At 44.7% G+C, this 23461-nt stretch carries 19 protein-coding genes; 8 read left to right on the top strand and 11 right to left on the bottom strand.

Translation table 11 applies throughout. The annotated features are described in order from the left end of the window. The first annotated feature begins 15 nt into the window (after positions 1-15). On the top strand, positions 16-465 hold the full coding sequence (locus QJR74_RS05680) for a YccF domain-containing protein (protein WP_304373589.1): 450 nt from the start codon (positions 16-18) through the stop codon (positions 463-465). Then, positions 465-2600 (top strand): YccS family putative transporter, encoded by a 2136-nt coding sequence (gene yccS / locus QJR74_RS05675; protein WP_304373588.1) that lies wholly within the window; start codon positions 465-467, stop codon positions 2598-2600. Before QJR74_RS05680 ends, yccS begins: the two co-directional genes overlap by 1 nt. Here yccS and QJR74_RS05670 read toward each other — a convergent pair. Further along, positions 2575-3225: a TfoX/Sxy family DNA transformation protein gene (locus QJR74_RS05670; RefSeq protein WP_304373587.1), complete on the bottom strand. Its 651-nt coding sequence runs from the start codon at positions 3223-3225 to the stop codon at positions 2575-2577. The two genes, yccS and QJR74_RS05670, sit on opposite strands and share 26 nt — an antisense overlap. Positions 3226-3432: 207 nt before the next feature. Between QJR74_RS05670 and QJR74_RS05665 the strand changes: the two genes are divergently transcribed. Together QJR74_RS05665 and ompA are read left to right on the top strand one after the other, a co-directional pair. Then, positions 3433-3924, top strand: coding sequence for a SulA-like leucine-rich domain-containing protein (locus QJR74_RS05665; RefSeq protein ID WP_304373586.1), 492 nt, complete (start codon positions 3433-3435; stop codon positions 3922-3924). 345 nt (positions 3925-4269) lie between these two features. Next, positions 4270-5322, top strand: coding sequence for a porin OmpA (gene ompA, locus QJR74_RS05660; RefSeq protein ID WP_304373585.1), 1053 nt, complete (start codon positions 4270-4272; stop codon positions 5320-5322). Between the two features lie 39 nt (positions 5323-5361). Here ompA and matP read toward each other — a convergent pair whose 3' ends face one another. Beyond that, a complete protein-coding gene (gene matP, locus QJR74_RS05655) occupies positions 5362-5820 on the bottom strand; it encodes a macrodomain Ter protein MatP (protein WP_304373584.1) in 459 nt (152 codons plus the stop codon). Between the two features lie 158 nt (positions 5821-5978). On the opposite strand from matP, the gene QJR74_RS05650 reads away from it, so the two are divergent. Both QJR74_RS05650 and fabA read left to right on the top strand, forming a co-directional pair. Then, entirely contained in the window at positions 5979-7718 is a 1740-nt protein-coding gene (locus QJR74_RS05650; RefSeq protein ID WP_304373583.1) for a Lon protease family protein, read from the top strand. Positions 7719-7786: 68 nt separating this feature from the next. After that, positions 7787-8305, top strand: coding sequence for a bifunctional 3-hydroxydecanoyl-ACP dehydratase/trans-2-decenoyl-ACP isomerase (gene fabA, locus QJR74_RS05645; protein ID WP_092674722.1), 519 nt, complete (start codon positions 7787-7789; stop codon positions 8303-8305). A 56-nt stretch (positions 8306-8361) separates the two neighbouring features. Here the strand turns inward: fabA and rmf are convergent, their stop codons facing one another. From rmf to rlmKL, 6 genes are all read right to left on the bottom strand, one after another. Further along, positions 8362-8529, bottom strand: coding sequence for a ribosome modulation factor (gene rmf / locus QJR74_RS05640; RefSeq protein ID WP_092674719.1), 168 nt, complete (start codon positions 8527-8529; stop codon positions 8362-8364). A gap of 157 nt (positions 8530-8686) precedes the next feature. Next, positions 8687-9256, bottom strand: a complete 570-nt coding sequence (gene pqiC, locus QJR74_RS05635; RefSeq protein ID WP_304373582.1) for a membrane integrity-associated transporter subunit PqiC — start codon at positions 9254-9256, stop codon at positions 8687-8689. After that, complete coding sequence (gene pqiB, locus QJR74_RS05630) at positions 9256-10896, bottom strand: intermembrane transport protein PqiB (RefSeq protein WP_304373581.1); 1641 nt, start codon at positions 10894-10896, stop codon at positions 9256-9258. The genes pqiC and pqiB overlap by 1 nt, the downstream gene beginning before the upstream one ends. Continuing rightward, positions 10889-12160: a membrane integrity-associated transporter subunit PqiA gene (pqiA, locus tag QJR74_RS05625; RefSeq protein ID WP_304373580.1), complete on the bottom strand. Its 1272-nt coding sequence runs from the start codon at positions 12158-12160 to the stop codon at positions 10889-10891. Before pqiA ends, pqiB begins: the two co-directional genes overlap by 8 nt. A gap of 14 nt (positions 12161-12174) precedes the next feature. Next, positions 12175-14094, bottom strand: a complete 1920-nt coding sequence (locus QJR74_RS05620) for an ABC transporter ATP-binding protein (protein WP_304373579.1) — start codon at positions 14092-14094, stop codon at positions 12175-12177. A 2-nt stretch (positions 14095-14096) separates the two neighbouring features. Further along, a complete protein-coding gene (gene rlmKL, locus QJR74_RS05615; RefSeq protein ID WP_304373578.1) occupies positions 14097-16217 on the bottom strand; it encodes a bifunctional 23S rRNA (guanine(2069)-N(7))-methyltransferase RlmK/23S rRNA (guanine(2445)-N(2))-methyltransferase RlmL in 2121 nt (706 codons plus the stop codon). 102 nt (positions 16218-16319) lie between these two features. On the opposite strand from rlmKL, the gene QJR74_RS05610 reads away from it, so the two are divergent. Next, entirely contained in the window at positions 16320-17444 is a 1125-nt protein-coding gene (locus QJR74_RS05610) for a YcbX family protein (RefSeq protein ID WP_304373577.1), read from the top strand. On the opposite strand, the gene QJR74_RS05605 is transcribed toward QJR74_RS05610, so the two are convergent. From QJR74_RS05605 to pepN, 3 genes are all read right to left on the bottom strand, one after another. Beyond that, the gene (locus QJR74_RS05605; RefSeq protein ID WP_304373576.1) at positions 17441-17986 is read right to left on the bottom strand and encodes a cell division protein ZapC; all 546 of its coding nucleotides are present in this window, start codon (positions 17984-17986) and stop codon (positions 17441-17443) included. The two genes, QJR74_RS05610 and QJR74_RS05605, sit on opposite strands and share 4 nt — an antisense overlap. Positions 17987-18121: 135 nt before the next feature. Next, positions 18122-19132 carry a quinone-dependent dihydroorotate dehydrogenase gene (gene pyrD / locus QJR74_RS05600; protein WP_304373575.1) on the bottom strand — a complete coding sequence of 337 codons (1011 nt, stop codon included), beginning with the start codon at positions 19130-19132 and terminating at the stop codon, positions 18122-18124. Positions 19133-19276: 144 nt separating this feature from the next. Beyond that, positions 19277-21892: an aminopeptidase N gene (pepN, locus tag QJR74_RS05595; RefSeq protein ID WP_304373574.1), complete on the bottom strand. Its 2616-nt coding sequence runs from the start codon at positions 21890-21892 to the stop codon at positions 19277-19279. 257 nt (positions 21893-22149) lie between these two features. Here pepN and pncB point away from each other — a divergent pair, with 257 nt between their 5' ends. Beyond that, complete coding sequence (pncB, locus tag QJR74_RS05590; RefSeq protein WP_304373573.1) at positions 22150-23355, top strand: nicotinate phosphoribosyltransferase; 1206 nt, start codon at positions 22150-22152, stop codon at positions 23353-23355. The last annotated feature ends 106 nt before the right edge of the window (positions 23356-23461 follow it).

Genomic DNA, 23461 nt, shown 5'->3' with positions numbered 1-23461 from the left:
AGGGATAAACATTGCATGCGTAGTGTGCTTAATATTTTGAATTTTTTCCTTGGCGGGTTCCTTACAAGCCTTTCATGGTTAGTCGTCACTTTACTGACCATCGTCTTTATATTTACGCTGCCACTGACCCGTTCTTGTTGGGAGATTACTAAGCTTTCTTTCGTACCCTTTGGTAACGAGGCAGTACACGTCGATTTGTTAAGACCTGAAAATAAAAGCAGGCTTTTAAATTCAGGCGGCACCTTATTAAATATAGTGTGGCTAGTATTGTTTGGATGGTGGCTATGTCTTTCTCATATCACGATCGGTATAGCACAATGCCTGACCCTAATTGGTATCCCGACAGGCATCGCGCATTTGAAAATTGCGGTCATTGCGTTGTGGCCAGTTGGACGCAGAGTCGTCAGCGTTGAGGAAGCTAAAATTGCGCGTGAAAATGCTGCGCGTCTTCAATTTGGTAAATAATGATGGCTGGTCGCAACGTGCTAAATAAATATTGGCAACACTATATCCTCAACCATTTATGGCAAGAACCTGTAAGGATCTTTGTCGCAATGAGCTGTGTTGCGCTTTTTGCCTGGTACCATCACGCGGTGATATGGGCTATTCCATTGATATTAGGCATTGTTGCGGCTGCCTTAACCGATATTGATGATCGCTTAACCGGGCGGTTGAAAAATATTGTGATAACACTGGTCTGTTTTTCGATTGCGACCATTAGCGTTGAACTACTCTTTCCTCACCCATTACTCTTCCTTTGCGGACTAGGGCTGTCCAGTTGGACCTTTATCATGTTAGGGGCGCTTGGGCAGCGCTACGCCACCATAGCCTTTGGTGCTATCTTAATAGCAATCTATACGATGTTAGGCATAGGGCTGTTTCCTAAATGGTATATTCAGCCTCTATTCCTCTTAGCAGGCGCTGGCGTGTATTATATATTTACTCTTGTTCATCATCTTCTCTTCCCCGCTCGTCCCGTTGAAGCTCAATTGATCAAAACTTATAGCTCCCTTGCACGCTATTTAGAAACCAAAGCGACATTGTTTGATCCTGATGGCACGACACACAGTGAACGCCCTCTTTATAAAGTCTCTCTAGCGAACAGCCAATTGGTCCAACAATTAAATAGCGTTAAGACAGCAATACAGAGTAGGCTCCGCGGAGATAGGGCCAGTAGTTCCAGTCGACGTGCTTTACTTTACTATTTTGTCGCACAAGAGATTCACGAACGAGCCAACTCATCCCACATCGACCACTTTAGTTTGCAAAATAATTGGCACTTTAACGAGCTAATGTTTCGCTGTGAACGGCTACTTAGGCAACAAGCAATGGCGTGCCGAGAAATTGCCGAAAGTATTCAGGCTAAGCAAGATTACCAACATAACCGCCATTTTGAGCGCGCATTAGCCAATGCAGATATTGCATTGGAACGAATATTACCCTTTGCAGAAAAGGAAACCTGCGAGCGTCTACGATGGCTCCTTAAAAATTTACGCGCAGTCGATCAACAATTAGCCTCTGTCGAATCAGAACAACTCTCTAATACCGATTGGCAAAAAATTGATACCGAACTCTCATTTGAGGGGCTGAGAGGCTGGCAGGATATTAAATCGCGTTTTAAAAGCCACCTTTCGCCAAAGTCTGTTCTTTTTAGACATGCGGTTCGGGTAAGTCTCGTGCTCTGCACAGGCTATATATTTATACAGTCTATAGGATTAGAGCGCGGGTATTGGATATTATTAACCTCACTCTTTGTTTGCCAACCAAACTATTCGGCTACTAAGCGACGCTTAGCTTTGAGAGTCATCGGTACTTTGGCTGGAATATTGATCGGGCTACCACTTCTGTGGTTAATTCCCTCTCTGCCCGGACAACTAGTAGCCATTGTACTATTTGGCGTTTTATTCTTTTTGTTTAGGCAAGTCCAATACGCCCAAGCAACACTCTTTATCACACTAATGGTGTTGTTCTGTTTCAATCTACTCGGTGAAGGCTTCAATGTCGCGCTACCACGAATTATCGATACGTTGATAGGATGTGGGTTGGCTTGGCTTGCAGTGACCTTCATTTTTCCAGATTGGCACTATCGGCAATTTTCTGCCGTTATCAGTAAAGCCTATAGGGCAAACGCTCGTTATCTCAAGGCAGTCACACAACAGTATAAAGAAGGTAAAGATAATCGAGTTTCCTATCGTATTGCACGCAGGGACGCACATAATGCTGATGCAGAACTGGCTTCAGTTATCACTTCAACAGAAAACAGAATGTGGCCATCATCAGATGCTAAAGAAGCCTCCTTTTCAATCCTCTGCACTAATCACAGCCTACTGAGCTATATCGCGGCATTGGGGTCCCATCGGCAACGCACCTATAATCCTCAACTGTTGGAACTTCTTTTTGCACTTTCTGCTTGTGCAGAAGATTATGAGAAGTTTAGTGATGAAGAAATCCAACAAACACTGAATACGCTAACAACATTAGCGAATTCAATAGTGATTGAAGATGAGCCACAAAAAGCCCTGATTATTCAACAAGTTTCACTTATCATTAATACTTTAAGGGAGTTAAATAAAGTTAAAGAGCCACTCCTAACCTTCTAATACCGCTAACACTACTTTGCGTCGAGTGTGCAGTGAACTCTTTATGCCAAGCCATAAGTCCTTCGCGAATATGATGGGGTATTACAGCATGATGTAACCCCATTATAGCTCCCTGCAGATAGTAGAGAGTGGATAGTCCTAAATGCTTATTAAGTTGATGCATCAATATCCAGCTCTGTTCAACACCTGTTTGCCGAAGTTGTTCCTCAGTATGAATACCGACTTCTTTTAACAACGTTTCGAAACGAATACCTAAGTTCGGTAAATCCTTTAACCGACGATGAGATTGCTTATAAATTCTACAATTCTTGGCATCGACTAATGCTGAACGGGAGAGTTTCAATAGGTTGACTTCGTCACACCATAACTCGCTATCTACTGCAAAGTAATTCAGCGATACGGCACTGCCTCTTTTGCAAAACTCGAAAGGCGTAAGGGGGCGGCAAGCTAGATAGAAAGACATCGCCTCGCTCCCCCTTAAATAAACCGTACCCTGTTTGACCAAAGCAAATACAACCCCATCAATTGATAAAGAATAGCCGCCAAACTGCGTTTTGAAGTCAATATCCCCTAAAAGGGTAATTTTTTTCTTAAACTGAACAATACATTCCTGAGAACTAATCATTGTGATCCTCCTGATCAAGAACAACCTAAGCCATTGATATGAATATCCTTATTAACCCTTTTACCTTAAATAACTTAAAGTACATGTTCAATTAATAATTATAAAATGCTCGGGATACATTCCAAATCTGACCAAAGGTGAAAGAAATGATTGATCTTTAGGGTAAGTCGAATTACTGTATATACATACAGTACACAGGAGCTAATCATGACCATCCCCCATTCTGTTAATGATTTTTCAAAGCAAATACATACTATGCCTAAGGTCTCTCCATCGGTAAGCGGTATAAATCAAATTTGCTATGATAATGCCTCGCCTGCCTTACTTAACTTACTCCTTTTACCGGCAGTGAAGCAGCTTGGTGAACAAGCGAAATGGATGTTGTGGCTAACTCCTGAGAATAAATTGGATCGTTCTTGGTTAGAGCACTCAGGGATTTCTTTAAATAAATCAGTACAAATCCCTTTGCTAACCGATGATCAAAAGATTGATTCTATGATTCGAGCTATAAAATCCGAGAATTATAGTGTTATTACTGTATGGTTAAACAGTACATTGACAGTTGAACAACAAAACAGCCTCAATTTTCTTGCTAAAGAGTCAGATACAGTGGTGTTTATTTTGCACAAAAATCCCCCACTTACTCCTTCGGCCAGACAAATAACTCAGCAAAAAATTCCAACTTTTGCATTTCTTTAGATTTATTGAGATTTTTCTGAACAATTTTTTTATCAAAATTTATTCTGACCTAATTATTTACCGTTTTCAGGCAGGACAACGTTTCCAAGGCCTATCCAGTTTTTTATCACGAATGAAGTTCAGTTTTAAATGTAACTGAATGTGTATAAAATGCTGTTTTTTACTGTACATCGTTATATCTTACTTGTAAGTTTTTAAACACGTTGTAGACTTTAGCTCGCTAGGGTGCTCTAAAACCTCCAGTTTTAGCTGAGTATAAAACGAGCGAAAAAGACCCAGCAAAGAATTGCAACCCAGAGCAAAATTTATGCTCATTGCCAATTTTGGATGATAACGAGGCGCAAAATGAAAAAAACAGCTATCGCAATTGCAGTGGCACTGGCAGGTTTAGCAACTACCGTTGCTCAAGCTGCACCAAAAGACGACACTTGGTACGTTGGTGGTAAATTAGGTTGGTCTCAATACCACGACACCGGTTTCTCTGGTAACCACTACCAAGTAACTAACGAAGCGCGTGACAACCAATTAGGTGCTGGTGCATTCGTTGGTTATCAAGCAAACCCATACTTAGGCTTCGAAATGGGCTACGATTGGTTAGGCCGTATGAAATATACTGGTCAAAACCACGGCGCATTCATCGGTCAAGGTGTCCAACTTGCTGCTAAACTCAGCTACCCAATTACTGACGACTTAGACGTTTACACTCGTTTAGGTGGTATGTTGTGGCGTGTAGATGCTAAAGACTACCAAGGTCACCGTAACATCGATACTGGTGTTTCTCCGTTGGCTGCAGCTGGTTTCGAGTACGCTCTGAACCAAAACTGGGCAACTCGTTTAGAATACCAATGGGTTAACAACATCGGTGATCGCAATACCACTGGTGCTCGTCCAGACAACGGCATGCTGAGCCTTGGCTTATCTTACCGTTTCGGTCAAGATGATGCTGCTCCAGCACCAGCTCCAGCACCAGCTCCAGCTCCAGTTGTTGAAACTAAGCACTTTACTCTGAAATCAGACGTACTGTTCAACTTCAACAAAGCTACGCTGAAAACTTCTGGCCAATCAGCTCTTGATCAACTGTATTCTCAGTTAAGCAACTTAGATCCTAAAGATGGTTCTGTTGTGGTTCTGGGCTTCACTGACCGTATCGGTTCTGATAGCTACAACCAAAACCTGTCTGAGAAACGTGCTCAATCAGTTGTGGATTACTTAGTATCTAAAGGTATCCCTTCTAACAAGATCTCTGCACGTGGCATGGGTGAATCTAACCCTGTAACAGGCAACACCTGTGACAACGTTAAGAAACGTGCTGCTCTGATCGACTGCTTAGGTCCAGACCGTCGCGTAGAAATCGAAGTTAAAGGCGTTAAAGATGTTGTTTCTCAGCCACAAGGCTAAGATAACATTATAGAAAACCCCGCTTAGGCGGGGTTTTTTTTATCCTTTTTTTGACCCCAATATTGAAGCGAGATCTTCTTTTAAGGAGCTCATTTGTGAGGCGTATTTTTCTTTTCGTTCTGCGTCCTCAATGAGTTGAACAATAGTTTCTGAGAGAGTGGCTCCTCTTCTTTGAGCAAGACCGGCTAGTCGCTGCCATACCAAATATTCTAAATCTATCGACTTTTTGCGTGTGTGCTGTTGTTCAGCATTAAAATGACGTTTGCGTCGTGCGCGGATAGTTTGACTCATTCTAATCGATAATTGTGGATTCATATGTTCGTTTATCCACATTAAGATATTATCTGGTTGGTGCTCATAACTTATCAGTGATCTTATCGCCTCATCAGCCGCCGATTGCTCGATATGACGAGTGATCAATTCGCCTTCTCGGTGTTTCTTGATGAGATATTTCCATTTCCAGCCTGACTCGAGATTCTCTAGTTGTAAATATTTCATCAGGTTCCTTAAAATTAATCACTTGATAGTAGAATATCAGCTTTACAGTTTTCTGCAGACATAATTAGAGTCGTGTACATCGCATACTGGCTACATGGTGTCGGGTGGCGAACTAAGCTATAATCGCCTTTTTACGTCCAAGGCAAAATAAGATTACTTTGACTAGCTCAACACTTTCATGGCAAGAACTAATGCCCGATGCGCAGCATTTAGCGCCGCTTTTCACTAAGGGCTTATCATCCAAGGCATCTGGCTTAGAAACGTTACAGCCAAGGCTGCTCAATGCGATTGACCAACTTGATCGTAATCCTATTAAGCCATTACTTTTGATTAAGCTTGAAGAGCACCCCACTAATGTGAGGACGCTCGCACAGATCGTCGAGCAAAGGTTATCAGTAAAAGCCGTTGATCGCTGGCGTTACTACTCGCCTGCTGCTAATCAATTTCTATTAGAGAAAATAACCGAACATCCGGATAAGCCTAGTGTTTATTATGCTGATTGGATTGAATCAGATCAATTATTTGGTTACCTCTCTGAACAGCAAGGTCATTGGACACCTGAGTTAGGGTTGTTGCACAAAGCTAATGGTGGGACATTAATCCTCTCAGTCCACTGCCTACTTTCTCAACCATTAATGTGGTTACGTTTAAAAAAGTTTATCAGTGAACAATTTATTGCTTGGTATTCTCCGGATCCTCGCCGCCCTATTCCTATTCATATCCCGGATTACCCGCTTTCTTTAAACTTAATTCTAGTGGGGAGTCGTGAAAGCTTAGCTGAATTTAGTGACAGCGAACCTGAATTACATGCCAATGCTGTCTATACCGAAATAGAAGAAACTGCAGAAATTAAAACCGATCAGCAAGTTATCGATTGGGCAAGTTGGGTAGCCTTGCAAGCACGTACCTTGAAGCTTCCTGAGCCAGATGTTGGTTTTTTATTGCGCTTAGCTCGCGAAGCTTCACGCTATACTGGTGAGCAGCAACGATTCCCAATCAATCCTACGTGGTTACAGAAGCAGCTTGGTGCTGCCTATGCTGCAGGCCAATCTTTGGTAGAAAGTAGCCTTAGTGAAGCGCTAGCGCAACAGAAATGGCGCGAAAGTTATTTGCCTGATACCTTACAACGCGATCTAGCGGCGCCGCATAGCTTATTAGAAACTCAAGGAAAGAGGGTTGGACAAATCAATGGTTTATCCGTTCTGGATCTACCCGGCCACCCGAGGCCATGGGGCGAACCTTCAAGAATAAGCTGCTTAGTTCATTATGGCGATGGTGAAATTAATGATGTGGAACGTAAAGCTGAGCTATCTGGCAACATTCATACTAAGGGGATGATGATCATTGATGCTTGGTTAATGGCTGAGCTCGAACTTGAACAACAGCTTCCTTTTTCCGCTTCAATGGTTTTTGAGCAATCCTATGCTGAGGTCGACGGCGATAGTGCTTCTCTGGCTGAGTTAGCAGTGCTGATCAGTGCGTTATCTCTCAAACCAATCAAACAATCTATCGCCGTCACCGGCTCTGTTGACCAATTTGGTAATGTGCAGCCAGTTGGCGGGCTAAATGAAAAAATTGAGGGCTTCTTCTCCCTTTGCTCACAGCAGGGACTGACAGGTAAGCAAGGAGTAATTTTACCAGAACGGAATTGTAGCCATTTATCGTTGTCAGATGAAGTCATTGAGGCAGTCGAACAGCAGCAGTTTCACCTTTGGCCGGTCAGTTCAGTTGAACAAGCTTTCCAACTGTTGATGTCGTTACCTTGGGTGACTGATAATGATGATGAATCGCTTCTAGAAATTATCCAACAACGTATAGATGAAGCCCAACAGCCGGTGAAAGAGTCAGGAGGTTTTTTTTCTCCTTCTCGATGGATTAACTGGCTAAAGCGTGATTAACAACGCTTGCTCAGCGTACAAGTGTACGCTATTCTTCGGGCTTCAATTGAAAAGGGCTAAATGTAACTATGGTAGATAAACGCGAATCCTACAGCAAAGATGACCTCATCGCGTCTGGACAAGGAAAATTATTTGGTGAAAATGGACCACCACTTCCTGCAGATAATATGTTAATGATGGACAGAGTGGTTCTCATGTCTGAGAGCGGAGGTCACTTTGATAAGGGCTTCGTCGAAGCTGAACTCGACATCAACCCAGAACTTTGGTTTTTTAAGTGCCATTTCGTCAACGATCCTGTTATGCCAGGATGCTTAGGTTTAGACGCTATGTGGCAGTTAGTCGGGTTTTACTTGGGCTGGTTGGGCGCAGAAGGTAAAGGTCGTGCATTAGGTGTAGGTGAAGTGAAATTCACCGGACAAGTTCTGCCAACAGCTAAGAAAGTCACTTATAAAATCCACTTTAAACGCGTTATTAATCGTAAATTAGTGATGGGCGTTGCAGATGGTGAAGTATTTGTAGACGGTAAATTAATCTATACCGCCACAGACCTAAAAGTGGGCCTGTTCAAAGATACTGAATCTTTCTAAAACCGGCTGCCCAAAAAAAAGCAGATTTTGTAAAATCTGCTTTTTTTATGTCTGATTTATGCGAAAGCTGAGCGTTCTTCAATGGCCTTACGCCAACCTCCTAACCAATGTGACCTTGAGTCTAACGTTTGATAGGGACAGAGTTCTTTCGATCGTCCGCTTTTTCCCGTTTTATACCCCAGTGAGTAAGCTCGTTCCAAACGATCGCGTTTTTGTCTCTTCATATCCGTTTACCCTCATAAAGATAGTTGGTTAAAAGAAGCGGTGATAACTTCATCACCTCCTCCTTTGTACCCCTCTCTCGTAATGAGATCAACGAGTATTTTTTGAACAGCTTTGCGAGTTTTGAGCTAAGTCAAACTATTCAGTTATTAACAATATTTAAGGATTAATCTGTGACGCTACCTGTTGGGCTTCTTGGTACCATGCTTGCGAGAGCGCTTGTACCAAAGCAGGATAGCCATCATCCTTGAGTGGAACCATTTGCTCAAATGAGCGACGCACCACCTTTTCTTGATGCTGGTAGATCCAGTAACCTTTCACTAGTACATGCCCGTCCCAGCGCCCTTGAAATGCGGTAACCGTTACGGCTAATGAGTCGTTATCTCCCGCCAAAGTGCTATTGGTGACTAACCAATTCGGCAGCAGATTACTTAAGTTAGTCACCAATGTTTGTTGTAATTGCTGGTCTAGGGGGCTAGCCCAGAGATTTTGCTCAGCCAAGCGATATTCCACGTCAGACGTTTGGAAAGCAATTCCGGTACTGGCTAACGCGTCTGGCACATTGATAGATTGTACCCAGAGGTGTTTCGGCTGCTGCCCGAACGCAGAAGTCGATGTCGCAACCGATGCGCCACCCTGCGGTGTCGTCAATTGATAATACTTGGTTGATTCGCTACTACTGCAAGCGGTCAAACAGACAGCCAGCAGTGCCATTAAAAGTCTTTTCACTATTTAGCCTTTTTAGGTTGTGGATCTTTACCGGGTGAGGCTTCGAACACTAGCGCATTGCTTTTGTTATTCAAAGTACGTAGCACCGGCTGCAGTTCTGCGAGAACTTGATCCAAACGTTGTAGGTTACCGACGAGCTTATTATAAGCCGGTGAGCCTGGTTGTAATCCCTTCATACTCTGATTCAACTCACGCAGGGTTTGCTGCATATCTTGCGGCAGTGTTTTCATCGCTGGACTGTTAGTAATTTGATTAACATGATCCAAAGTGATTTGCAGCTGTTGCATCGTTTTTTGGCTCTCTTTGAGAGAACCCGTTGCCTCGGTTAACAATGGATTCAGAGGAAGCTTCTCAAACTTATCAAGAATCGACATTACCTTTTGCTGCATCTGCGTCAATCCGCCATTAACGGTCGGAATGATATTATATTGACCTATCTTTGAAGGACCTTTGTAAGGACCCGCATCGGTAGTGAAGTCTAAATCAACATACAGCGCACCAGTAATCAAATTCGCCGTTTTAAGGCTAGCCCTTAACCCATGTTGAAGCCCATCAGCCAACCGTTGTTGTAAATTAAAATCAGCTCCTAATTTTTTCGAGAAACGTTCAGGTTCGATCTTAATTAACACAGGTATACGGTAGTCGCCATTCAATTTCTTCAACATATTAGGAATGATGAAAGGAACTTGCGCTACAGTACCCAAACGAATGCCGCGGAATTCAACTGGCGCGCCTTCTTGTAGGCCCCTAATAGATTCATTGAAGAATAATAGATAGTCAGTATGCTGGGTATAAAGTGAGTCATTTATACTTCGTTGGTCATTAAAGAGGTGATAATGCGCTTTATTTTCCGCTGCGACACCGCGGTCCCACCCCTCAGGCACATCAAAACTGACGCCCCCACTAAATAATGTCGCGAGAGAGCCCATTTCAACGCGCATCCCCGAAGCGGACATATCGACAGCAATACCACTATCTTTCCAAAAACGAACATTGCTTGTCACCAAGCTATCGTAAGGCGCTTGAATGAAAAGTTGGTATTCCATTTGTCGCTGGTCTGCGTCGAAGCGGCTTTTTTCTACCGAGCCAACACGAAATCCTCTAAACAATACCGGATCACCGGCATTGAGTTGGCCAGCTTGATCACTATTCAAGCTAATATGAATACCTTTCGCGTCGGGTGAAGCCAGTGGTGGTGAATCAAGCAGATTATACTGAGCCAATTCATCGCCTTTGCTTCCAGCTTGGAGTTCAATATAAGAGCCTGACAATAAGGTCCCGAGACCCGTCACGCCTTCACGCCCGATTTGGGGTTTCACCGTCCAGAAGATACTATCTTTATGAAGCATCTTTTCCATACCAGTATTCAACCGCGCGCGGATCTCAACGTGCTGCAAGTCGTCACTAAGCTGTGCGCTTTCGACCATGCCAATATCAACGCTACGGCTTTTAATTGCCGTTTTGCCTGGAACGATACCCTCTGCATTATTGGTGACAAGAACCACCTCCGGTCCTTGATGCGAGAAATGGTAATAAATAATCCATGATCCTATCAGGATGGTGATGATGGGTACGATCCATACCGGTGACCAGCGTTTGATTTGTTTAATCTTGGCTTCACCAAAATGATTATTACTCAATGGACTCTTCCTCACTCTTTTTAATACTTTCACGATCCCACAGTAAGCGGGGATCGAAGGCTTGTGCAGAAAACATCGTTAGAATAACGACTAAGCAAAATAGCAATGCGCCCTCAGCCGGGTAAACATTCATCAATCCCCCCATACGGACCAAAGCTGAAAGTACGGCGATAACAAAAACATCGACCATTGACCATCGCCCTACTACCTCGACAATTTCATAAATGATCTGCATGCGGTGGTTATCACGCGAACCATAGCCGCCCGCATTCCAACTTAACCATCCAATGGCGAGGATTTTCATGCTGGGTACAAGGATACTGGCGACAAAAATTATCATCGCTATCGGCCAGGATCCCTCGTTCCATAAAAAAATTACCCCCGCCATGATGTTTGATCCTGATGCACTACCTAGGGCATCAGTCACCATAATCGGCATAATATTGGCGGGAATATATAAAAGGAGTGAAGTGACTAATAATGAGAGCGTCCACTGCAAGCTTTGCGGTTTACGTGCATGTCCGCGTTGGTGGCAACGGGGGCAATAGGGTTCATCGGCTGCCACTATCGCTGTACAGCAGGGGCAACTACGTAAGTTTTGGTTTAATCCGCTGATACCTGCAACCGGTTCTTTTGGTAGAGGAGGAACAGGGCTAATCCGCTGCCAAATAACATGACGCTCAAGGCATTGAAATGTGCGTAATTGGCAAAGGCAAAATAGGCACCATGGCCAAAACCCTAACTCTAGTCCAATTTTACCGTAAGCCATTAGCTTCACAAAACTGACTAAAACCCCTGCCATAAAAATCTCAGCCATCCCCCAGTTCTTCATATAGAACAGGCCCTTCGCAAGGGGAATGGTCAGTTGATGAGGTAAGCGTCGGTTTAGAGTAAGGATTAAGACACTGGCAAGGCAAATAGCTGGGATAATCTGAACAAAAAGTAGAAATATCGTTGCCAAGAAACGATATTGATCATCGACCATTGCTTGCGGAATTTGGAGTAACGTTATTTGGTTAGTCATTCCCATTACGCTAATACTAATAAAGGGAAAAAGATTGGCCAAAATTAACATGACGATAGCTGAGAATGCATAAACCATTGGCCGGCGGAGAGGTTCTTGCCAAGCAGTTGCCAAAGTGCTTTCACAGCGCATACAAGTCGCACGCGTACCCGGCACAAGGCCGGGTAGCTTAGTGGTCATATCACAGTGGGGGCATAGCACCCAGCGGTGAGTCTGATCCTGATGGCAATGGCTACTCATGCTGCACCAATGCGTTATTCACCATTCTTAAGATTTTCCAAATATTCCCAGCGCTCGAAGGCAGTATTGAACTCGTCTTCTAACGTCGCTAATTTATCAATGATCGGCTGAGTCTCATCATGGGGACGACTGAAGAAGCTGGCGTCTGTCATCGTGCTCTGTAATTTCGCGATCTCAGTCTCTAAATTTTCCATCTTCTGCGGAAGCTGTTCAAGCTCACGAGACAGATTATAGCTTAGTTTAGCAGGAGCTTTTTTAGCGACGGATGATTTATTCTGATCAACGACAGGATTCTCCACCACAGGTGCTGGACGAGACTTACGCTGAGTCCCCCGAGATGTACTGCGCTGGTGTTGAGCGTCATGGTAGCCCCCTACATAGCGACCTATTTCTCCGTCACCTTCGAAAATCCAACATTCTGTCACGGTATTATCAACGAATTGACGGTCGTGGCTAACCAATAGCACTGAACCTTGGTAACCATCGATTAACTCTTCGAGAAGTTCTAAGGTTTCAACATCCAAATCGTTGGTCGGTTCATCGAGTATTAGCAAGTTACTCGGTTTCAGGAATAATTTAGCCAGCAATAAACGGTTTCTTTCCCCCCCTGACAGCGCCCTAACCGGAGTCATGGCACGTTTAGGATGGAATAAGAAGTCCTGCAGATAGCCAAGCACGTGGCGAGGCTTACCATTTACCAGCACTTCTTGCTTACCTTCTGCCAGGTTATCCATGACGGTACGATCCGGGTCTAATTCGGCACGGTGCTGGTCGAAATAAGCCACTTCCAATTTAGTCCCTATGTGCACACGACCTTGTTCAGCCTTAAGTTGGCCTAGCATTAAGCGCAGTAAGGTGGTCTTTCCACAGCCGTTAGAACCAATTAGGGCGATTTTATCACCACGCTGCACTTGCACAGAGAATTGGTCCACCAGCGTTTTACCCCCTGCATGATAGACCACATCTTCCAGCTCAAAGACAATCTTACCGGAACGACTTGCCTCACCGACCTGCATATTCGCTTTGCCCATCACTTCACGGCGCTCAGAACGCTCACGACGTAATGCTTTAAGCGCCCGCACCCGTCCTTCATTACGAGTTCTGCGAGCTTTAATACCTTGGCGGATCCACACTTCTTCTTGTGCTAATTTACGATCAAATTCTGCATTTTGTAGCTCTTCAACTCGTAATGCTTCCTCTTTACCTAGCAGGTATTGATCATAATCTCCCGGCCAAGAGACGAGTTTACCGCGATCAAGATCGACTATTCGTGTTGCCATATTCCGAATAAAAGAACGGTCATGCGAAATAAAAATGATGCTTCCGTTAAACGTCTTGAGAAAGTTTTCTAACCAGTGAATGGTTTCAATATCTAAGTGGTTGGTCGGTTCATCAAGCATCAATACTTTTGGATTGGAGACCAGCGCACGCCCCAGAGCGGCTTTACGCAACCATCCCCCGGACAGAGAGGAGAGCTCAGTATCGGCATCTAAACCAATTTTCAGCAACACATCGTTGATGCGGCTTTCGAGCTGCCAGAGATTTTGGTGGTCAAGCACGGCCTGTAAGCGAGCCATCTCATTGAGATTCTTTTCACTTGGGTCTTGCATCACGGTATGAGAAATCGCGTGATAAGCTTTGAGGTGCTGAGCTTGCTCCGCAACCCCTTCGGCAACAAAATCATAGACAGAACCAGCAATGTTCCTTGGAGGATCTTGCTGTAAGCGCGCGATAACCAAATCTTGCTCATACACAATACGGCCATCGTCGAGAGGCACTTCCTGATTGATGATTTTCATCAGGGTCGATTTTCCCGCGCCATTACGGCCGACTAAGCAAACTCGCTCGTTTTCTTCAATATGTAATTCAGCGTTATCCAGTAATGGTGCATCGCTATAGGACAACCAAGCCCCATGAATACTAATTAATGACATAGTTATTGTTCCTGACCAACACGCGTAACCAACCAACAATTGTGGATGTGTTTATTGCGCGAGAAATCTTGAGATTGTGTTTTAGCGGTGATATCACGCGCTTGTAAACCGATAGCGGCAAGGCCCTCGTGGTCCATCCGGAATCCACGCTTATTATTTGAAAACATGATGATGCCACCGGTCCGTAATAGATACTGCAGGTCAGTCAGCAACGACAGGTGGTCGCGCTGCACATCAAAGCTCTCTTCCATCCGTTTAGAGTTAGAGAAGGTGGGTGGATCGATAAAGATGAGGTCGAACGTTTCTCGTGATTCTCTAATCCAGCTCAAGCAATCGGCTTGAATTAAGCGGTGCGATTGCCCAGAAATATCATTTAACTGGAAATTACGCTCTGCCCACTCCAAGTATGTCCGAGACATATCCACTGTGGTGGTCGACTTGGCTCCGCCCAACGCTGCGTGTACACTGGCGGTACCGGTATAGGCAAACAGGTTGAGGAAATCTTTATTCCGGCTCATTTCTCCCAGCATTTTACGTGCTAGACGGTGGTCAATAAACAGCCCCGTGTCGAGGTAGTCCGTCAAGTTCACCCAAAAGTGTGCATTGAACTCGCTTACCTCGAAGAAGTCATTTTTCGTCGCCAATTTTTGATATTGCTGCGTGCCTTTTTGGCGTTCACGGGTCTTGAGCACTAACTTATTTGCTGGCAATTCGAGGACTTGTAAAGTCACGCTAATCACGTCGAACAAACGTTGACGAGCTTTATGCGGCTCAACCGTTTTCGGTGGCGCATACTCTTGAACCACGACACAGTCGGCGTAGCGGTCGATAGCGATATTATAGTCAGGGAGATCAGCATCGTAGATGCGATAACATTCAATCCCTTCCTGCTTCGCCCATTTATCCAACTTCTTAATGTTTTTACGTAGACGGTTAGCAAAATCTGGCGCTAACTCACCCACGACCTGCCCTTCTACCGGTGCACGAAGTTTATAATTTTTCTGTACGCAATCTAACGGCCCGTTCTTAGCTTTGAATTGACGGTCAGCACGTAACTGTAAGCAGTCGAGTAGCTCAGGTGAACCGCTAAAGAGCGATAAGTTCCAACCACCAAACTGCGCTTTAAGAATTCGGCCTAATTGGCTATGTAAGGCAATAAGTGCCGGTTCGTTCTCAAGACGTTCACCGTAAGGTGGGTTGCTGATGACGGTACCCACTTCCGCTTCCGGCTGCGGATTTTTAAGCTGAATCGCATCTTGACGTTTAAAACTGATAAAGGGCGCTACACCAGCACGACGTGCGTTGGTTTGCGCGCGTTCTAAAACTTGGCCATCTTTGTCATAACCGAAGAAACGGATTTGCTTACTCTGCATACCTAAGTTTGCACGCTGTTGTGCCTCAGCGACAACCTTATCCCACTCGCTTTCATTAAACTTTTTCCAAGCGTAGAAGCCCCAGTGGTCACGCAGTAATCCAGGCGCGCGGTCAGCCGCTATCATTGCCGCCTCGATTAATAACGTGCCGGATCCACACATGGGATCGACCATCGGTGTTCCTGGTTTCCAGCCCGAGCGCATAATGATCGCGGCTGCTAATGTCTCTTTAAGCGGTGCTTGACCGGTAGCGTGGCGGTAATTACGTTGATGTAAAGCATCCCCACTTAAATCTAAGGAGATGCTCACTTTATCGCGATGTAACCACGCATTAATACGGATATGAGGGTAATCTCGGTCGACATTAGGACGAGGGAGATTTTTACGGGTGAAACTGTCAACGATGGCATCCTTGATCCGAAGCGCGCCAAATTGACTATTACGGATTTCATCGTTCGTGCCTTGGAAATTGATAACGAATGAGGATTCCGGTTCGAAGATTTCATCCCAGGCAATGGACTGTGCGCCAACGTAGAGATCAAGGTCACTAAAAACATTGAATTCTCCAAGGGGTAACATGATTCGAGAGGCGATTCTGCTCCAGAGTAAACTCCGGTACATCACCTCGTCGTTACCACTGTAGTGAACACCTCCCGGTACCAGTCGTATATCTTGAGCACCAAAACCCTCAAGTTCTGTTTTTAAAAGTTCTTCCAGTCCACGACCGGTGCTGGCGAAAAGAGAATTCATAATTAATATCTTAAGATCAGAAAATTTGCGCCTAGTATAGCGAATCACAACGCTATGTCATAAAGTTACTGCAATAGTTACGTACGAAAGAGACACCTTCTCATGATTAGCCTCGCCAAACTCTTCACATATCCCGTTAAGTCAATGCAAGGTACTCAGCTTTCCCATGCGTTAGTGCAGGAGACGGGGTTGGCGTGGGACCGCCATTTTATGGTGACATTAGAGGATGGAACCTTCGTTACAGCCCGTAAATACCCTGAAATGTTGTTGTTTACACCGACCTTGACACAACAAGGTCTTTACCTTAAAGCCCCCGATCAACAGCATGCTTGGATTAAGCTTGACGATTTTTCAACGATTAATTATCCAACCGAAGTGTGGGGTAATCACTTTACGGCGAAAATTGCGCCCGATGCGATCAATAAGTGGCTAAGCCAATTTTTCCCGCACCCAGTGCAATTGCGGTGGATTGGCGAAACCCCGCAGCGCAAAATAAAGAAACGGCCTGAACTTCCACTCTCTTTTGCTGATGGCTACCCTTTCCTATTAGTTAACGAAGGCTCATTACACGATCTACAAAATCGTTGTCCTGCTGGCGTCGCTATTGAACAGTTCAGAGCAAACCTTGTGGTATCAGGGGCTGAGCCATGGCAAGAAGATCATTGGGCTGTGGTACGTATTGGGGACATTATTTTTGACGTGGCCAAACCCTGCAGCCGCTGTATTCTTACTACTGTTAATAATCGTAACGCTCGCAAGCATCCGCAGGGTGAACCCATGCGCACGTTAACACAGTTTCGTCAGGCTGCTGATGGCAGTGGTGATATCGATTTCGGACTCAATTTGATTGCCCGTAATAGCGGGATAATCCAAGTCGGCGACGGCCTATCAGTGTTACAAACGAAACCACCACGTTTTTATAATGAGCGGTGCGAAGAGGAAGCGACTCACGTTATGCCCCGAACTGCGCCAATGGATAAAGCAATAGAGATTGAGTTTGCGGGGAAGCGCTTTACGGGTAATAACCAACAGATTTTGCTAGAACAATTAGAACTACAAGGACACTCCATTCCCTACTCATGCCGAATGGGCAGTTGTGGCAGCTGTCGTCTCACCAAATTATCAGGTTCAGTCAAAGCATTAAACAGTCATGCGCTATCGGCATCAACCTTATTAAGCTGTTGTTGTGTTCCAGAAGCAGGTCCGTTAAAGCTTGAGCTTAATTAACCTACTTTTTCAAACACGACTACTTGTTCTGGCTGCCAAGCAGCGAGACGATCATTCATAATCTTAATTGCATCGCCAAGGCGAAGTGATTTACCGCTGTTTAATAACAGTTCAGGCTGGGCAACCACACATAAGGAAGCTTGTTGATTAGTTTCCACCACCATAAGTAGCGCTTGTTCATTGTTACTGGTGAGCTCGGTGAGAACCATTTCGCCGACTTCAGGCTGAAGGGCTTGGCGACGCGAGGCAAAATGCCAACTTTTTGGCATTTGCGGTTTCAGGAACCGGTACGCTATTAAGCCATTAATAATAAGTTGTCGAGATTGCGTTTCGTCAAGGGGGGTTTGATGGCAGCTCTCGGCGAACTGTTCGAAAAGCGTCGCATCTTCTACGCAGAAGGGATGAGAGGAAAAAGCGTCAGGAATGAGCATCTTAGATGAGAACTGAGAAGCGAAGCTTGTCCCATCATTAAAATCTAACATAACGGAATCCTGTTCCGAATCGTAATGCCACTGCCAGCAATCATCGGGTTTTAAATTCATAAATTACCCCTAAATAGTCTTAAGCTTTAATAAAAAATTTATTAAAAAAAATGTTACTCATTACCAAATCTGAATGAAATATAAACGACATCGCACAAAAAATAAACCATTTTATCTGTGCGAGTCGATCATTGATTAAATACCCATCACAATATTTTTTATTAATTTAGGTCCGTGATAAATAAACCCAGAATAAACTTGTAATAAAGTCGCACCAGCAGCCCGTTTTTCCTTCGCCGCCATCAATGAATCAATACCGCCGACACCGATAATAGGTAAGCGCCCGTTTAATTCATTGTGTAATTGTCTGATAATCTCTGTCGATTTCAATTGGACTGGGCGGCCGCTCAATCCTCCTGCTTCACTCGCATAAGGCAGGCCCGTCACTAAGGAGCGATCTAACGTGGTATTCGTTGCAATCACTCCATCTATATTATGTCGGACTAAACTATCTGCAACTTGAATTAATTCCTCAAGGGAAAGATCCGGCGCGATCTTGACCACTACTGGCACATATTTTAAATGACGTTGTTGAAGATCACTTTGTTTGGTTTTGATCGATGCCAATAGCTCATCCAGTGCCTCGCCATATTGTAAAGATCGTAGGCCGGGCGTATTAGGTGAAGAGATATTTACAGTAATATAACTGGCATGGGCATATACCTTTTCCATGCAGAATAAATAATCATCACTACCCTGTTCCACCGGAGTATCTTTATTTTTACCAATATTAATACCCAAAATACCGCGGTAGCGAGAAGCCTTTACATTCTCGACCAGTTGATTGACACCCTGATTATTGAAGCCCATCCGATTAATGATGCCTTCCGCCTGTTCGAGACGAAATAACCGAGGTTTATCGTTACCCGCTTGTGCACGTGGGGTCACTGTACCGATTTCGATAAACCCAAAACCCATCGCGGCAAAAGCATCGATACATTCGCCATTTTTATCCAATCCTGCGGCTAACCCTACTGGATTGGGAAAAGTAATCCCCATCGACTCGACCGGCTTATTGGCTAGGCGTTGGGTGATTAACGCTTCAAAGGGCGTTCCGCTAACTTTTTTCAACGCATGAATAGTATTTTCATGAACTTTTTCGGCATCAAACTGGAATAGCGCAGAACGAATTAATGGATACAACATTTCCCCTCCAAAGGCTGACAATAGTAATTGCGACGGACATCAGTCAGGGTGGGATGGTAGCATTTTTAAGGTGAAAGTAAATTTAACTCGTGTAGACAGCAGAAATAAGCCCTAGGCCTGGTGCCTAGAGCTTGGAAGGAGTGACTACGCCGCTAGCGCCTTAGTAATCTTTTCGTATAGGTCCCGAGAAAGATTATCTAATGTTAAAAGTTGCTCTAATGCTGCACGCATCAGCTGCTGGCGGCCTTCATCGTATCGTTTCAAACGGATTAACGGTTCAATCATTCTCGCTGCAATTTGCGGATTGCGATGATTAAGATCCGTCAACATCTCAACCAAGAATTGATAGCCTGAACCATCTTCAGCATGGAACGCTGCCGGGTTTGCAGAACAGAAGGCTCCGATCAATGAACGCACTCGGTTAGGGTTTTTCATAGTGAAGGAGCGATGCGTTAACAGCTGGCGGACGTGGTCTACCACCTGCTCTCCCGGACGTGTAGCTTGTAGGATAAACCACTTATCCATGACTAATCCATCCTGATACCAACGCTCATCCCATTGGGCAAGAAGCTGGTCGGCGGCGGGGAGCTGTGCTGAAACGGCGCTACTTATCGCAGCCAATGCATCAGTCATATTATTAGCAGATTGATACTGGCTTACCGCTAATTGCTCTCCGAGTTCCGGCTCTGCAAAGACTAAGTAAGATAGCGCGATATTTTTCAGCGAACGTTTTCCGATATCTTCTTGCTGAACCCGGTATTCCCCACATTGATTACTATCATAAGTGGTCTTAAGTTCTTTCACCAAGGCGGTGGCGAGCAGTTGTAACAGTGAAGCCCTTACTGCAGCGATAGCAGTAGGGTTAATGACGTCGAACCATTCGGCAATTTCATTCTCAGAGGGGAGCGTAAAGATCTGTGCTTTAAGAGCAGGATCGATGGATTCATCTACCAGTACAGATCGGAATGCATCGACAACATGACGAGGAACCGATAATGGCTGTTGTTGAGCGAAACGCGAAATATTTAATTTCAAATAGATGGCTAATAAGCTTTGCGCGGCATCCCAACGAGTAAAGGCATTACGAGCATGCTGCATTAGGAAGGTAAGTTGCGCATCGCTCCATTGATAATGCAATTTAACCGGCGCAGAAAACTCGCAGAGTAATGCCGGTGTTGGTTGGAACCATACCTTATCGAAGACAAAAATTTGCGTCGTTTCAGTCACATTTAGCACTGGGTCGATAGCCTCACCCTTATACTGCAGTGGGATCACCTGTCCTTCGTTATCGTAGAGTTCTATAGCCAAAGGAATATGCAGTGGCTTTTTCTCAGCCTGATCGGCCGTAGCAGGGGTTTCCTGCGTCACGGTTAGTGTATAGGTTTCACTATTCGGATCATAATCATCCTCTACCGTGAGGATCGGCGTCCCTGACTGGCGGTACCATTGGCGGAATTGTGTCAGATCGACCCCCGATGCATCTTCCATCGCTTTAACGAAGTCTTCGCAGGTCGCTGCACTGCCATCATGACGTTGGAAATAGAGTGCAATGCCGGCTTGAAATTTTTCTTCTCCCAACAAAGTGTGGATCATACGAATCACTTCAGAGCCTTTCTCGTAAACGGTCAGGGTATAGAAGTTGTTCATCTCCATCACTTGCTCTGGGCGGATTGGATGAGCCATAGGACTCGCATCCTCAGCAAACTGCGCGCCCCGCATCACTCGAACATTATCAATCCGGTTGACCGCACGCGACCCTAGATCGGAACTAAATTCTTGGTCACGGAAGACGGTTAGCCCTTCTTTTAGACTTAACTGAAACCAATCACGGCAGGTGACACGGTTTCCACTCCAGTTGTGGAAATATTCATGACCGATCACCGCTTCAATACCAAGATAATCTTTATCGGTAGCTGTTTCTGGTTTAGCCAGCACATATTTGGAGTTAAAGATGTTAAGCCCTTTATTCTCCATCGCGCCCATGTTGAAGAAGTCGACGGCGACGATCATAAAGATATCTAAGTCATATTCTAAATTAAAACGCTCTTCATCCCACTTCATGCTCTGTTTTAGCGAGGTCATCGCCCAGCCCGCACGGTCAAGGTTCCCTTCATCAACAAATATCTCGAGTGCGACGTTACGCCCAGAGCGTGTTGTGAAAGTATCGCGTAATACGTCGAAATGTCCTGCCACTAATGCAAAGAGGTAGCAGGGTTTTGGAAAGGGATCCTGCCAAGTAATCCAATGCTGGCCATTGTCCAATTCACCGCCATCGATACGGTTGCCGTTAGAGAGTAAATAAGGATAACGTTGTTTGTCAGCGTATATCGTCGTACTAAACCGCGCGAGCACGTCCGGGCGATCTAAGTACCATGTGATATGATGAAATCCTTCAGCTTCACACTGAGTACAGAGGGCTTCACCCGATTTATAAAGCCCTTCGAGTGCACTATTCTGATCAGGATGGATCTCGTTTTCGATTGCTAAGGTAAATTGCTCTGGAACATTACGTAGTAATAAATTACCCGACTCGATAGCATAGTCCTGCCACAACTCACCATTGATGTTGACGCTGACGAGGACTAAGCCTTCGCCCTGTAATAGAAGGTCTTTTGCAGAGGCATCGCAACGCTTCACTTGGCTTACCGCGAGCACCTTAGTCTTTTTTTCATCAAGATGAAACGTTAGGTCGATATCAGTAATGGTAAATTCAGGCGCAGTATAATCTTTGCGATATTTAACTTGTGGTTGCTGTGTCATGCCATGTCCATGTCAATAATAGAGTGTTACCTCAAAGTCTAGGTGCTCTCTATACCAGATTCCAGTGCTCAACAGCAAGTCGTGCCCTACCATGAACATAATTTTAACATTTAGCACAATTTATTCTCGATTTAGCGAATAATCTATGGTGTGATCCAATTCACTTTTTAGGGCGACAAGCTATACTATTGCCTGATATAACGACTATTTCTGCTGGGCTGCAGAGCGATAATGTCTAAAGGATGCCGATAAGCACTATGAAATCACTTGCTTCTCCGATACTGACCACCCTGCTTGATACAGATGCTTATAAATTGCATATGCAGCAAGCGGTGTTTCATCGCTATCGACATTTATCCGTCACCGCTGAGTTTAGGTGCCGGGGTGATGAATTACTCGGCGGTTATGCCGATGAGATCATCGCGCAAATCAATGCCATGCAGCAGTTGGCCTTAACGGATGAAGAATACCGTTATTTAGCTTCCCTGCCCTTTTTTACCATCGATTATCTAAATTGGCTTAAGACCTTCCGCTTTGACCCGCAGCAAGTCAAAGTAAGCAATCAACATGGGCAGTTAATACTGACCATTGCTGGTCCATGGATCGAAGTGATTCTTTGGGAAGTCCCGCTTTTAGCCTTGATCTCTGAAATCGTCCATCGTGACCGTTCGCCTAACGTCACCGCTGCTGATGCATTAGGGCTGCTGAATACTAAGCTTACAAAATTTAAAGCAGACTCGGCTGACCTCGATATGTCGCGTTTTAAATTAATGGATTTTGGAACTCGTCGTCGTTTCTCCCAGTCAGTGCAAGAATCAGTGGTAGCAGAGTTAGTAAGAGAAGTTCCTTGGCTTGTCGGAACCAGTAATTATGATATCGCGCGTCGTCATCAATTAGCGCCAGTTGGAACACAAGCTCACGAATGGTTTCAAGCACATCAGCAGATCAGTTCAGAGTTAGCACATAGCCAACGCGCCGCACTACAGGCGTGGTTAGAAGAGTATAATGACATGCTCGGTATAGCGTTAACCGACTGTATCGCTACCGATGCGTTTCTGCGAGATTTTGGTTTTAACTTTGCTAACCGTTACCAAGGGGTGCGTCACGACTCAGGCGATCCTGTTGCGTGGGGTGAGAAAATCATCAAGCACTATCTATCGCTAGGCATTGACCCTCGCGAGAAAACCTTAGTTTTCTCTGACAGTTTAACCTTAGATAAAGCGCTTGAACTTTACCGTCACTTTGATCCACGCATCAACATTATCTTCGGAGTTGGTACTCGTCTAACCTGTGATCTTCCTGGCGTCGACCCATTGAATATCGTGATTAAGTTGACGAGTTGTGATGGAAAGCCAGTTGCCAAGTTGTCTGATAGCCCTGGGAAAACCATCTGCCAAGACATTTCATTCGTTAAAGCGTTGGAAAAAGCCTTCGACTTACCGAAGATAAATTGTACAGGCTAACCTTAGGCCAGAGATAATCTGGCCTAAACCTTTTTTTTCTATCTATTTTGCTTGTTTACTTACCCTGCCTGAGTAACATATCCTACCTTATTCAATAGTGATTCCA

The organism is Tatumella ptyseos, from assembly GCF_030552895.1.
Classification (GTDB): Bacteria; Pseudomonadota; Gammaproteobacteria; order Enterobacterales; family Enterobacteriaceae; genus Rosenbergiella; species Rosenbergiella ptyseos_A.
The sequence above is the reverse complement of the archived record's forward strand: the minus strand, read 5'-3'. Positions and strand labels throughout refer to the sequence as shown.

Bases quoted from the DNA above. Each gene is read 5' to 3' on its own strand.
- QJR74_RS05680 (WP_304373589.1), top strand. From the start codon at position 16: ATGCGTAGTGTGCTTAATATTTTGAATTTTTTCCTTGGCGGGTTCCTT.
- yccS (WP_304373588.1), top strand. From the start codon at position 465: ATGATGGCTGGTCGCAACGTGCTAAATAAATATTGGCAACACTATATC.
- QJR74_RS05670 (WP_304373587.1), bottom strand. From the start codon at position 3,225: ATGATTAGTTCTCAGGAATGTATTGTTCAGTTTAAGAAAAAAATTACC.
- QJR74_RS05665 (WP_304373586.1), top strand. From the start codon at position 3,433: ATGACCATCCCCCATTCTGTTAATGATTTTTCAAAGCAAATACATACT.
- ompA (WP_304373585.1), top strand. From the start codon at position 4,270: ATGAAAAAAACAGCTATCGCAATTGCAGTGGCACTGGCAGGTTTAGCA.
- matP (WP_304373584.1), bottom strand. From the start codon at position 5,820: ATGAAATATTTACAACTAGAGAATCTCGAGTCAGGCTGGAAATGGAAA.
- fabA (WP_092674722.1), top strand. From the start codon at position 7,787: ATGGTAGATAAACGCGAATCCTACAGCAAAGATGACCTCATCGCGTCT.
- rmf (WP_092674719.1), bottom strand. From the start codon at position 8,529: ATGAAGAGACAAAAACGCGATCGTTTGGAACGAGCTTACTCACTGGGG.
- pqiA (WP_304373580.1), bottom strand. From the start codon at position 12,160: ATGAGTAGCCATTGCCATCAGGATCAGACTCACCGCTGGGTGCTATGC.
- QJR74_RS05620 (WP_304373579.1), bottom strand. From the start codon at position 14,094: ATGTCATTAATTAGTATTCATGGGGCTTGGTTGTCCTATAGCGATGCA.
- rlmKL (WP_304373578.1), bottom strand. From the start codon at position 16,217: ATGAATTCTCTTTTCGCCAGCACCGGTCGTGGACTGGAAGAACTTTTA.
- QJR74_RS05610 (WP_304373577.1), top strand. From the start codon at position 16,320: ATGATTAGCCTCGCCAAACTCTTCACATATCCCGTTAAGTCAATGCAA.
- QJR74_RS05605 (WP_304373576.1), bottom strand. From the start codon at position 17,986: ATGAATTTAAAACCCGATGATTGCTGGCAGTGGCATTACGATTCGGAA.
- pyrD (WP_304373575.1), bottom strand. From the start codon at position 19,132: ATGTTGTATCCATTAATTCGTTCTGCGCTATTCCAGTTTGATGCCGAA.
- pepN (WP_304373574.1), bottom strand. From the start codon at position 21,892: ATGACACAGCAACCACAAGTTAAATATCGCAAAGATTATACTGCGCCT.
- pncB (WP_304373573.1), top strand. From the start codon at position 22,150: ATGAAATCACTTGCTTCTCCGATACTGACCACCCTGCTTGATACAGAT.